This is a genomic window from Acidovorax sp. GBBC 1281 (assembly GCF_028473645.1).
GTDB lineage: Bacteria > Pseudomonadota > Gammaproteobacteria > Burkholderiales > Burkholderiaceae_C > Paracidovorax.
This window is the reverse complement of sequence record NZ_CP097269.1, coordinates 926,495-938,308: the sequence shown is the minus strand read 5'-3', so window position 1 is coordinate 938,308 and position 11,814 is coordinate 926,495. Positions and strand designations below refer to the sequence as shown.

Annotated in this window: 10 protein-coding genes; 4 read left to right on the top strand and 6 right to left on the bottom strand. The window is 64.8% G+C overall.

Translation table 11 applies throughout. The features are described 5' to 3' along the window. Positions 1–6: 6 nt before the first annotated feature. A complete protein-coding gene (locus tag M5C96_RS04265) occupies positions 7–885 on the bottom strand; it encodes a restriction endonuclease (RefSeq protein WP_272569602.1) in 879 nt (292 codons plus the stop codon). Between the two features lie 244 nt (positions 886–1,129). On the opposite strand from M5C96_RS04265, the gene M5C96_RS04260 reads away from it, so the two are divergent. The 3 genes from M5C96_RS04260 to M5C96_RS04250 are packed head-to-tail and all read left to right on the top strand — an operon-like array spanning position 1,130 to position 5,108. Further along, positions 1,130–2,710 (top strand): cache domain-containing protein, encoded by a 1,581-nt coding sequence (locus M5C96_RS04260; protein ID WP_272567388.1) that lies wholly within the window; start codon positions 1,130–1,132, stop codon positions 2,708–2,710. A 51-nt stretch (positions 2,711–2,761) separates the two neighbouring features. Then, the gene (locus M5C96_RS04255; RefSeq protein WP_272564207.1) at positions 2,762–3,850 is read left to right on the top strand and encodes an IS630 family transposase; all 1,089 of its coding nucleotides are present in this window, start codon (positions 2,762–2,764) and stop codon (positions 3,848–3,850) included. Between the two features lie 13 nt (positions 3,851–3,863). Next, on the top strand, positions 3,864–5,108 hold the full coding sequence (locus M5C96_RS04250) for a hybrid sensor histidine kinase/response regulator (protein ID WP_272567386.1): 1,245 nt from the start codon (positions 3,864–3,866) through the stop codon (positions 5,106–5,108). Between the two features lie 55 nt (positions 5,109–5,163). Here the strand turns inward: M5C96_RS04250 and M5C96_RS04245 are convergent, their stop codons facing one another. From M5C96_RS04245 to M5C96_RS04235, 3 genes are read right to left on the bottom strand one after another with little or no spacing between them, the layout of a single operon-like run. Next, positions 5,164–7,527 (bottom strand): xanthine dehydrogenase family protein molybdopterin-binding subunit, encoded by a 2,364-nt coding sequence (locus M5C96_RS04245; RefSeq protein WP_272567384.1) that lies wholly within the window; start codon positions 7,525–7,527, stop codon positions 5,164–5,166. Continuing rightward, a complete protein-coding gene (locus tag M5C96_RS04240; RefSeq protein WP_442867356.1) occupies positions 7,524–8,606 on the bottom strand; it encodes an FAD binding domain-containing protein in 1,083 nt (360 codons plus the stop codon). Before M5C96_RS04240 ends, M5C96_RS04245 begins: the two co-directional genes overlap by 4 nt. Next, on the bottom strand, positions 8,603–9,205 hold the full coding sequence (locus M5C96_RS04235) for a (2Fe-2S)-binding protein (RefSeq protein WP_272567383.1): 603 nt from the start codon (positions 9,203–9,205) through the stop codon (positions 8,603–8,605). Before M5C96_RS04235 ends, M5C96_RS04240 begins: the two co-directional genes overlap by 4 nt. 298 nt (positions 9,206–9,503) lie before the next feature. Here M5C96_RS04235 and M5C96_RS04230 point away from each other — a divergent pair, with 298 nt between their 5' ends. Further along, a complete protein-coding gene (locus M5C96_RS04230) occupies positions 9,504–10,184 on the top strand; it encodes an MOSC domain-containing protein (RefSeq protein WP_272567381.1) in 681 nt (226 codons plus the stop codon). 75 nt (positions 10,185–10,259) lie between these two features. Here the strand turns inward: M5C96_RS04230 and M5C96_RS04225 are convergent, their stop codons facing one another. Further along, complete coding sequence (locus tag M5C96_RS04225; RefSeq protein WP_272567380.1) at positions 10,260–10,469, bottom strand: MbtH family protein; 210 nt, start codon at positions 10,467–10,469, stop codon at positions 10,260–10,262. A gap of 18 nt (positions 10,470–10,487) precedes the next feature. Then, positions 10,488–11,810: a glycosyltransferase gene (locus M5C96_RS04220; protein WP_272567379.1), complete on the bottom strand. Its 1,323-nt coding sequence runs from the start codon at positions 11,808–11,810 to the stop codon at positions 10,488–10,490. Positions 11,811–11,814 lie beyond the last annotated feature (4 nt).

Here is an 11,814-nt window from a genome sequence, read left to right as displayed (position 1 = left end):
GCCCCTTCAGCCGTTGCGCGTTTCCCGGCAGGAGGGGTAGTCAGAGCATCCCCAGAACGATTGACCGGCCAGCACGCCCCGCTTGGCGGTGCGCCGCACCATCCGGCTACCGCATTGAGGACAGGACACTTCGGACCGCACTGCCGGGGTCTCCTGCGGTGAGGAAGGGACCGACACCTTGGACGCGGTTTGCGGGAGCGGGCTGCGATCCGCAGTGGTTTCGCGAATGAGTTGCAGCAGTGCGGCGCCATCGATCAGGCGGATGTTGCGCCCGCTGGCGAACGCCGTGGCGTCTTGCGTGAAGCGCCCGGACGTCACCACGAAGCCGGCGGACGCGCCGTGGGCGGCCATCACGCCGTACAACTCGCGGACCACCGGGACGCCGACCTGGAAGGCTTTCCAATGCTTGCACTGGACGAGGGACATTTCCCCCGCTTTGGTGAGGACCAGATCCACCCCACCATCCGCGCCCTCTTGCACCCGCTCCTGCACTGCATAGCCGCGCCGCCGGAATCCCTCACCCACGAGCTTTTCGAAAGCCTGCCAGGACATTCCTTGCAAGGCCTGTGCGCTGGAGCTGGCGGTCCCGCAATCGTCCAGCAGATGGCGCCGCTCCCGACGCCTCAGGGCGGAAAGCACGGCCCCCATCAGGCACAGAATCGGCAGCACGAATTGCCCGGCATAAGCCAGACTGCGCCAGAGCGCACCGGTGACCACCAGCCCCATCTCGTGCGGCGTTCTCATCGCCAGCATGGGCTGGGATGCCACCGCGTGCAGCGCCCAATAAATCATCGCCGCCAGGCCCAGCCCGACCCACCATGGAAGCCGTGCCACCCAATCCATGAAATCGTCTGCGGCACTTTGTTTTTGACGTCTTCTTGCCATTTCTCCCCTCCTGCATTCCGCCAAGCGGATCCATCGAACATTTTGCAACAAATCGCGGCTCGGAGGCCAGGGGGTCGGGAAATTTGCGGAAGATAGGAGGGAAGGAATCTGCCCGGGCGGAGATAACATGCTGTCGCCTTTCACGCCTGCCCTTCGCCCAGGCCACGCCGCAAAACGGTCATGCCCCGCCTGCCCATTGCGCCACACCCGCCCGTCTCAGTGGACACAACGCCTTCCGAAACCCGTGCGCACCGTTCCCTTGAAAACCCAATTGCTGCTGGTGGCTGCGGCGGCGATCCTGCCGCTGGCGGTCGTGTGCGGCATCTCCCTGTCCGCCCTTTTCGAAAGCCAGCGTGCGCAAAACGAGGCGTCGAGCCTCGGTGTCGCACGCGCGCTGGCCACGGCAGTGGAGGGAGAGTTGCGACTGACGATGTCCGCCTTGCAAACGCTGGCCCTGGCCGATCCGCTGGGCACGGCGGATGGCGAGGGCAAAGCGCAGGCGCTCGCACTCAGCCGGGCGGTGCGCGCCTCCCATCCGGAGTGGCGGGGCTTGCTGCTGGCGGACCCTTCCGGGCGCGTGGTGTTCTCCACCGAGACCGACCGCCCCACCAGCGCGAACGTGGTGAAGCGATCCAGCTTTGACGCAACAGTCCTGACCCGACGGCCCGTCGCCGGGTCCATGGCGCGTGGTGCCGGGGGCAATCTGGCCTTTCCGGTCCGCGTTCCGGTGGTACGGGATGGGGTGGTGAAATATGTGCTGACAGCCATCATTCGACCGGAGGCCATTGCCGCCATGCTGCGTGCGCAACGCGTTCCCGAAGGTTGGTACGTGTCCGTCTTCGATGCCAATCTGGCTCGCATCGCCCGCACGGTGGACGACGAAAAATGGCGGGGCTCCGGCCCCATTGAATCGCTCAAGCCCTTTTTCCAGGCACTGGGCCACGACAAGCAAGAACTCCTGGGCACCAGTACCAATGTCGATGGCGTGCTTGCGAAGACCGTGCTCGCGCGGCTCGACGAAGGGGGCTGGACGCTCGTCCTGGGCACATCGCTGTCGAAGGCAGAAAGCTCCTGGTGGCGCACCGCCGGGGCCTATGTACTGGGTCTTCTGGCATCGCTGATTCTCGGGGGCACGGGTGCCTGGTGGATGTCGAAGTCCATCACGATGCCCATGCGCAGCCTGCGAGACGACGCCGATGCCCTGGGCCGGGGCGAATTGCGGCCATCCGGCATGTCGCGCATCATGGAAATCGACGCCGTGGCCCGGGCGCTCGAATCGGCCGCCGTGCAACGCGCCGGCAGCGAGGCAGAGCGGGAAGAGTTGCTGCAGCTCGAAAGCCATGCACGGTCCGCGGCCCAGGCGGCCGAACAGCGGCTGGGGTTGCTGGTCAATGCCAGTGCCGTGCTTTCCGGATCACTGGAGGAGTCGGACACGCTCGACGCGATTGCCCGCCTGATGGTGCCCGCCATCGGCGATGCCTGCTGGATCGATCTGCTGGGTAAGCAAGGGGCCTTGCTGCCAAGGCTGAGCCATTCCAAATGGACGGAGCACAGCGGCAGGCTTGCCGAACAAGACAGCATGCCGGTCCATTCCGCGGAAACACCGCAAGTGCTGATCACCGCCCTGAAGACCGGCAAGCCCAGCCTGCATCCATCCGGCCAGACCGGCGAAGACGACGGCTGCAGCAAAGACATTTCAGCGCTTGTGCCGGAATTCGAAGCCGTCGCGGCCTGCGTCGTGCCGCTCATTGCGCGCGGGCGCACGATCGGCACCATGGCGGTGCTGCAGGCCGGCCCTAGTGGTGTGCACCAGAGATTCGCATGAACTTCTATGATGTGTTTCTGGCGGCTGTTTTTTGCAGCCCGGGAGCACATCATGGCCCGACCGCATGCCGTTGCTATCGAGTTGAGCGAAGCCGACCGAGCTGTGTTGCTCGGTTGGTCACGCCGTCGCAAGACCGCCCAGGCCTTGGCGCTGCGAGCACGCATCGTGCTGGCCTGTGCCGATTCAGCAGCGACCAACACGGCGATTGCCGAAGCCATGGGTTTGAGCCTGATGACGGTGTCGAAGTGGCGTCGGCGCTTTGCCCAGCATGGCATTGCCGGCCTCGACGATGCACCCCGCTCAGGCGCTCCGCGCACGATCCTGGACGAGCAGGTCGAGGCCGTGATCACCACGACGCTGGAGACCGTGCCAGAGAATGCCACCCATTGGTCCACCCGTACGCTCGCCGCTCATCTGGGACTGAGCCAGACCACCATCTCGCGCATCTGGCGTGCCTTTGCATTGGCGCCGCATCGCACCGAAGGCTTCAAGCTCTCCACCGACCCGTACTTCGTCGACAAGGTGCGTGACATCGTGGGGTTGTACTTGCATCCACCCGAGCGCGCTCTGGTGCTGTGCGTGGACGAGAAGCCCTCCATCCAGGCCCACAGTGATACCGCTCCGGCCATACCCATGCAACCGGGCCAGCCGGAGCGCCACACGCATGACTACCTGAGACACGGCACGACAGACCTCTTTGCCGCCCTCGATGTCAAGGCCGGCACGGTCATCGCCGAGGTCCACCGACGTCATCGCAGCGTGGAGTTCCGTCACTTCCTGCAGACCGTCGAACGTGCCACGCCCGCGGAGTTCGAACTGCATCTCGTGCTCGACAATGCCAGCACCCACAAGAGCCCGATCATCCAGCGCTGGCTGCTCAGGCATACGCGTGTGCACCTGCACTTTACGCCCACCTCGGCCTCTTGGATCAACCTGGTGGAATGCTGGTTCTCGATCCTCACGGCGCGTCGGCTCAAGCGCGGGAGATTCCCCTCGACCCGCGCCCTGGAGAACGCCATCCGCGCCTACGTGGCTACCAACAACGTCAATCCCAAGCCCTTCGTCTGGACCAAGACGGCCGATCAAATCCTTCAGTCCGTTGCAGAGTTCTGCATACGAACTTCCGGTTCACACCACTAGCCGCATCTTTGGAGTGGAAGACAGCGCACTGATCGGCGAGCTGGCGCAGCGTGCAGCCTTGGCGCTGGACAATGCACTGCTCTTGTCGGAGGCTAGAAAGGCACAGCGTGAGGCCGAGTCAGCCAACCGCGCGAAAGATGAATTCCTGGCCATGCTGGGCCATGAACTCCGCAACCCTCTGGCACCCATCGTGCTGGCCCTTCAGTTGATCGCCCGCCGGGATCCCACGGCGTTTTCCCGGGAACGCGAAATCATCGGCCGTCAGGTCAAGCACCTGTCGCGCCTGGTGGACGATCTGCTCGACATCTCGAGAATCGTGTCGGGAAAGATCACCCTGGCGCTGGAACCGGTGGATCTTCAAGAGGTGGTGGAGCATGCGCTGGAGCTGACGATGCCCGCCTTGCAGGCACGCAGCTCCATGCCCCAGCTAACCCTACCGAACGGGCCTGTCCTCGTGCAGGGCGAATTGCTCCGGCTCGTTCAGATCGTCTGCAATCTGCTCAACAACGCCGCGAAATTCAGCCCGCCGGAAACGCCTATCCGAATCAAACTCGCCAGCGAGACGGGCTGGGCCGTGCTCCGCGTCAGCGATGAGGGCGTGGGCATTCCTGCCCACTTGCTCCACCACGTATTCGAGCGGTTCGTGCAGGGCGAGCAAGCCTTGGAGCGCGCGTCCGGAGGGCTCGGCCTGGGACTGGCCATCGCCCGCAGCTTGACGGGCCTGCACTCCGGCACCATCGAGGCGCACAGCGACGCACCGGGCAGAGGAAGCACTTTTACGCTGCGCTTACCCTTGCTCGGCCAACGACAAGCCACCGATGACCCGCAAGGAGATGCGGGATCGGAGGCGTTGCCCGCACTGCGGTTGCTTTTGGTCGATGACAACAACGATGCCGCCGACCTGCTGGCGGAATGGCTGCGAATGGAGGGCCACCGGGTACAGGCCACCTACAGTGCTGCCGAGGGCCTGGCCCAATTGGCCGAAGCGCGGTTTGACGCGGCCATCTTCGACATCGGTCTGCCCGAGATCAGCGGGTACGAACTGGCGCGCCGCGTCCGCTCGCAGCCAGATACCAGGCACCTTCCTTTGATTGCATTGACAGGCTATGGAAGCGATGCCGACCGGCTGCTCGCGCTGGAGGCGGGTTTCGACGACCATTTTTCCAAGCCGGTGGACATGGGCCGGCTGCTGGAGCGCTTGAAAGCGCTGCTGGCCGCCCGCCACGAAAAGGATGCAGCACTGCATCCCCGCGCATGAACCCGGACTGACGGCCCGCCACGATCCGGTCGCCCGCCGCAGCAGCCCTGGCCGCCTACAGGGACAAAGCGTCCTCCGTGGAAGACGGCACGGCGGGTGGTGCAGGGAGCATCACCTTGTCAGGCGTCATGGGGGTGGAGCGAACGCGCCGGCCAGTGGCATGGAAGATGGCATTGCACACGGCCGCCGCCACACCCACGATGCCGATCTCGCCCACCCCCTTGGCGCCCAGGCGGCTGACGATGCGGTCATCCTCCTGCACAAAAATCACATCGATCTGTGGAATGTCGGCGTTGGTGGCAACGTGGTATTCCGCATAGTTGTGATTCATGAACCGGCCCAGGGCATGGTCGGTCTGCGTCTCTTCATGCAATGCCTGGCTGATGCCCCAGACCACGCCTCCGGTGATCTGGCTGTGGGCCGTTTTGGCATTCAGAATGCGCCCTGCGGCGATGGCACTGACCACCCGCGTGACACGAACCGTCCCCAGGGTCTCGTCTACCCGCACTTCGCAGAACACGGCGGAATGCGTGGCCCGCACGAACTTCTTTTGCCGGAGCAGGTTCGGAAGCATGAGGTGACGCACCTCGATCATCGAACGCCCTTGCGACGCCAGGATGTCGGCGAATGCGACACCCAAGTCCTGCGGCGGAGCGTCCCGGCGACGCATGCGACCCTCCTTGAATTCCACCTCCTTGAGCAGCACCTTGCCGAAGCCCATGCTTCGGCTGAGCCTTGCCAGCGCCCAGAGCAACCGCTGCAACTTCTCGCATGCGCCCTCCACCGCGGCACCGACCGTCGCTACATGCGACGAGCCGCCTTCCACAGGGGCCAACGGCAGGTTGGAGTCGCCCAGGGCGAAGGTCACCTGTTCCAGTGGCAGGCCCATCGCTTCGGCGGCGATCATGGCCATGACCGTGTACGTGCCGGTACCGATGTCGGAGGCCGCACTGCTGACGACCAACCGACCATCCGCATGCATCACCGCGCGGACACGCGCGAACATCTGCATGGCATCCCAGGTACCTGTGGCCATGCCCCAACCAATCAGCTCTCGCCCCTGCTGCATGGAACGCGGCTCCAGGGGGCGCTGCGCCCAACCGAACCGCTCCGCACCTTGCTGGTAGCACGCATGCAGCTCCTTGGTAGAGAAAGGCAAACCCTTCGAGGCATCGCGCTCCACATAGTTCTTGAGCCGCAAGATCAGCGGATCCATGCGCAGCTGATAGGCCAATTCGTCCATGGCCACTTCCAGCGCGTGCACACCATGGGCCGCCCCCGGTGCGCGCATGTCCAAGGGGCTGTACTGGTCGAGCGGCACCAGTCGGTACCCGAGGCTGACGTTGTCGCATTGGTATAGCTGACCGGACCAGTTCACCACCACTTCCACATAGTCTTCCAGGCGCGAGGTCTCAGCCACTGCCTCGTGCATGACGGCCTTCAGGGTACCGTCGCGATCAGCGGCGAGCCTGACGCGCTGCCATGTCTCGGGCCGGTGCCCGAACGTGAACATCTGCTGCCGCGTGAGCACCACCCGCACCGAACGCTGCAGGTGCAATGCGGCCATCACTGCCAGGATGAGCTGGTACTGCGGCCGCAGGCCCGACCCGAATGCACCGCCAACGAAGGGGTTGCGAACGGTCACCTCTTCCTGTGAAAGACCGAACACGCGCGACACCACCCATCGGCTGTTCTGCGGGCTCTGGGTCTTGTCGTAGATGGTGAGATGGCCATCGGCACCGCGCAATACGGTGGAGGCATGCATCTCCATGGGATTGTGGTGCTCCACCCCACTGTAGTACTGGGCGTCGATCTTGACAGGCGCCGCGCCGAACGCTCGCGGTGCGTCACCCCAGGGCTTGGGTGGCGGTGAATAGCCGGCCTTGAGCTCGCTCGGCTCCCGCGCGCGGCGCAAGTTGTGCAGCAGGTGGGTCTCGTGTTTTTCGACCTCGTAGTCCAGTTCCACCAAGGCGGCCGCACAGCGCGCCGCCTCGAAGGACGTGGCCACCACCAGCGCGACCGGCTGGCCGCTGTAGTGGATGCGCGCGTCGTGCAGCGGCTTGAACGGCGAGCCCCCAGGGGCGGTCATGTCCTTGTAGAAAAGATCGAGCGACCGAACCGCGGGGCGGTTCGTGTGTGTGATGACATCGAGCACGCCCGGCACCGCACGCGCTCGATCCGTCCGCAGATTCAGGATCCGCCCTTTTGCCACGGTGCTGTTGACGACCACTCCATACACCAGGTCATCGCTGGCATGCTCCGCTGCGTAGCGCGCCTGGCCCATGACCTTGAGGCGGCCATCGATGCGGGAGACGGGCGCACCCGTCTTCACCAGCCCGGTGCCGGGCTCCGCCATCGGCTGCTGGGAGAGGGCCTGCCCTGCGCCGGTGTCTGTCCGGAAATCATCGTGGGTGCTCATAGCTGAAATTCCTGTACAGGTTCGGTACCCAGCTCTCCGGTGTTGGTCAGTTCGCCATCGCGCGCCATCTCGAGCGCACGCAGGATGGCACGCCGGGCCAGAACGATCTTGAAACGGTTGTCGCCGGGTCCACCCGGGGCACCATGGCCACGGGCGTCCCGCAGAAGCAAATGCGCAGCCGCGTGGAAAGCCGCGGCTTCCGGACGCTGTCCCTCCAGAAGCTGTTCTGCCTCGGCGTCGCGCCAGGGCTTGTGGGCCACGCCACCCAACGCAATGCGGGCGTTTCGCATCAGCCCGGAAGCGTCCAGCTCGAACGCCGCAGCCACCGACACCAGGGCGAAGGCATAGGAGGCCCTGTCACGCAGCTTCAGATAGGTGCTGTGCCGCTGCAGCCCGTTGGCGGGCAGCTCGATGTGCACGATGAGTTCATCGCCTGCCAGCGTGTTGTCGCGCTGCGGCGCGTTGCCTGGCAAACGATGGAAATCGGCGAATGCGATGGTCCGCTGCCCGCTCGGCGATTGCACATGCACCACCGCGTCGAGCGCGGCAAGCGCCACGCACATGTCCGACGGATGCGTGGCCACGCAATGGTCGCTGGTCCCGAGGATGGCCAGTTGCCGGGCCAGCCCTGCCCGCGCGGGACAACCTGTGCCCGGTTCACGCTTGTTGCAGGGAGTTCCTGTGTCGTAGAAGTAGTGGCACCGTGTGCGCTGCAACAGATTGCCCCCATTGGTCGCCATGTTGCGAATCTGCGGCGATGCGCCCGCCAGGATGGCAGCCGACAGCAAGGGATAGCGCTCCCGCACCAGGGGATGGCGCGCGGTGGCAGCATTCCGTGCCATGGCTCCGAGGCGCACGCCGCCCTCGGGCCGGGCCTCGATGGCGGCCAGCGGCAGGCGGCTGACATCGATCAGCCGCCGTGGGCGCATGACGTCTTCCTTCATCAGGTCGATCAGGTTGGTTCCCCCCGCAAGAAACTTGGCCTGCGGTGCGGTCTCGCCAATGTCGGGCGCTTGGCCGGGCATCGCCGCCAGCGCAGCGTCGGCAGTGGCGACGGCTTCGTACACGAATGCCCTCATGCCTGGCTTTCTTGCACTGCGAAGGGGGCAGGCGGCGATAAACGCATGGCATCGACCCGAATGCCAGCCACCCGAGCGACTGCCTGCACGATCTGCGGATAGGCGCCGCAACGGCATAGGTTACCGCTCATGCGTTCGCGGACATCGTCAGCCGTCTGCGCACCGCCTTCGTTCATCAGACCCACGGCGGAGCACAGCTGCCCTGGCGTGCAATAGCCGCACTGGAATGCGTCATGGTCGATGAAAGCCTGCTGCAAAGGATGCAGTCCGGCGCTCGCGCGGCCCTCTCCGGCCAGTGCAGGCAGGCCCTCCACCGTGGTGATGTCGACCCCCTCCTGCATGACCGCGAGCGTGAGGCAAGCGTTGATGCGCTGCCCATCGGCCAGCACGGTACAGGCGCCGCACTGGCCGTGGTCGCAGCCTTTCTTGGTCCCCATGAGTCCCAACCGCTCGCGCAGCAGGTCCAACAGCGTGACCCAACTGGGAATTTCGACTTCATGGTCTTGGCCGTTCACGCGCAGACGCACGGAATGGACAGAGGCGAGGCCGTCGCCGGGGCTCTCTGTACGAGCTTCTAACGGGGGTGGGCTGGAGTGCATGGCGCTTCTTTCACGGCCGGGTGGGCGGGCCAGTTTGCTGGGCGGGCTGCAGCCAGGTTGTAGGAATTGCGCCTGCATCCACCCCAGCGTGAAATTTCTGCCAAGCTCCGGGAAAACCTCCCCGAACATCGCTCCATCCCATTGCCATTCGCCCCAGATGCCAGTCCCTGATCCCAAGGGTGCTCTCCCCGTGCTGTTTCCCCCATTCCTGCCCTGGCAGGCCGTGGGCACCCTGCAAAGACTGTGTCTGCACAGTCCAGCCGCGTTGGAACCCCAGTCCGTCCCTGAAGTCACTGCCATGGCCGATCAGGGATTGCTTGGCGACCGGCATGCCCACCGGCTTTCGCCACGCCAAGTCCTGCTGGCTGGGACCGACGTGTATCGCGATCTCCAAATGCCATCGTTCACACTGCGCGAAAACCTGCTCATCGATTGGCCTACGGCAGGCCTTCCCTGCGGCTCCCTGTTGAAGATCGGCCCGGAAGTGGTGCTGTGGATCACCTTTCAGTGCGAGCCCTGCGCCCGCCTGGAGCGGCGCAAGCCAGGCGTCGTCAAGGCCTTGAAGGGCCGCCGAGGCGCGCTGGCGCGGGTGCTGCAAGGCGGCATGCTGAGGGTAGGCGATGCGGTCTGCCAAGGACCTGCGCCGATTCCCCCCATGAGCAACGATTGGAAGGACCGCATCGCCCATATCGTGAGACGCATACCGGCTGGAAAGCGCATCGGGTATCGGCAGTTGGCTGAACTCGCTGGCGTCGCCAAGGGATACTGCCGAGCATTCCCGCGGGTGCTGAGCCAGTTGTGTCCTGATGTGGCAGAGCGTGCTCAAGCAGGCAGCGTGGCGATGCATGCAGAGCAGCGCTGGGAGGGCACTGAACTCTTCGATGTACACGCATACTTGGCTGCGCAGGCCACGCACCATGCGACGGGTGGCCAGCCCGTTACATGGGCCGTTTCAAAGCTTGCAGAAAAAATTCGTTGAATCCCCGTGCAGACCGTACTGCGGCGTGCCGGCATGCGCCTGGCGCCGAGGGGACGATCTACCCTTCCCTGGCGATCAGCCGCCCATGGCGGCAACCAGCGAACGGGGCCGCATGTCCGTCCAGTGGGCCTCGATGTACGCACGGCAAGCGGTTCTGTCGGACGCAGGCAAGGCCACCTCCCAGCCAGCGGGCACATCGAGAAACGCGGGCCATAGCGAGTGTTGGCCTTCAGGATTGGTCAGCACCAGAAAGTGGCCGTTTTCGTCGTCGAATGGGTTGCTCATGTCAGATCTCCTTGAAGGTCATGCAAATTCCGCGATGGCGGAGGATGTTTCACGCAGTGCCGCCAGGGCCGATGCGATCTCGGTCAGCGCGTGGTGGCGCGCGAAATCCAGTCGCAGCGCTCGGGCGCGCTGTCGGTAGGAAGGGTTGTCCAGCAGCTTGCGCACTGCATCGCCGATCTGGCGCGCGCTGGGCTGCCCGGTGGCCAGGTTGATGCCGGCGCCTGACCAGGCGACGCGCGCGGCAATTTCCGGCTTCTCTTCGGTTGCGCCCGCCACGGCCAGCGGCACGCCCAGGCTGAGCGCGTGGTTGACCGATCCATATCCACCATTGGTGACCATGGCATGCACCTTGGGCAGCAGACGGTCATAGGGCAGAAATGACACCACACGGGCGTTGGCGGGAAGCATCGCTGCGCTGAGGCCCGGAGGCACCGGTCCACCCGTGGTGGCAATCACCTGGATGTCATCGAACCTGGCCAGCGCCTGCACGGTGGGCCCGATCAACTGCGCAGGGTTCTGATTGGCCAGCGTGCCCTGCGTGACCAACACGACGGACCGGCCGTCATCCAGTTCGGGCCACCAGTCGGGTGGGTTGAAGTCGGCACGTGACGGTGCCAGCAGTGGCCCCACGAACCGGACGGAGCCAGGCAGGTCGCTGCGCGGATACTCGAAAGATGCCGACGTCAGTTGGAGGTACAGATCCGGCAGCGTCACCATCGCATCGATGAAAAAGCGGGGCAGTGCCGGCGCCCCCAAGCGTGCCAGTTCGCCATTGAAATGGCGTTGCACGTCGCCGAACATGGCCTGCTGAAGATTGCGGTTCATGGCTTGGTTGCGAATGCGACCTTCGGCCGTGGACGAAGGCGGTAGCGCCGTGCCAAAAAAGGCAGTGTCCTGGCTGGACAACGCCAGCGCCGAAATGCCGATGGCGACGATGGCGGGCCGCTCCTCCCTCGGTCCCAGCAGCAGCGGAAACGTGCCGCAAAACATCGTGTCCACCAAAATGGCATCGGCATCGAAATGCGCCAGGATGCGCCGCAACCCCGCCAACTGGGGTGCCATCGCGTCGGCGAAGAAGTGCTTCAGTCCAAAGCACAGCTGCGCATGGGCGGAGGGCTGTTGCAGACGTTGCGGAAACCGCCGGTCCAGCTCCTGGTGCTCGAAATCAATCGACGGATCGAATGCGGTGAAGGACGCGCCAGTGGCCAAGGCCTGGTCCCTGAAGTGGCTGGCAGTGTGCACCTGCATCTCGTGTCCCTGGCGCACCAGATGCTGGGCGATGGCCAGCATGGGCAACACATGTCCCGGCAAGGCGGTCGCTGCAATGAGATAACGTGCCATGGTT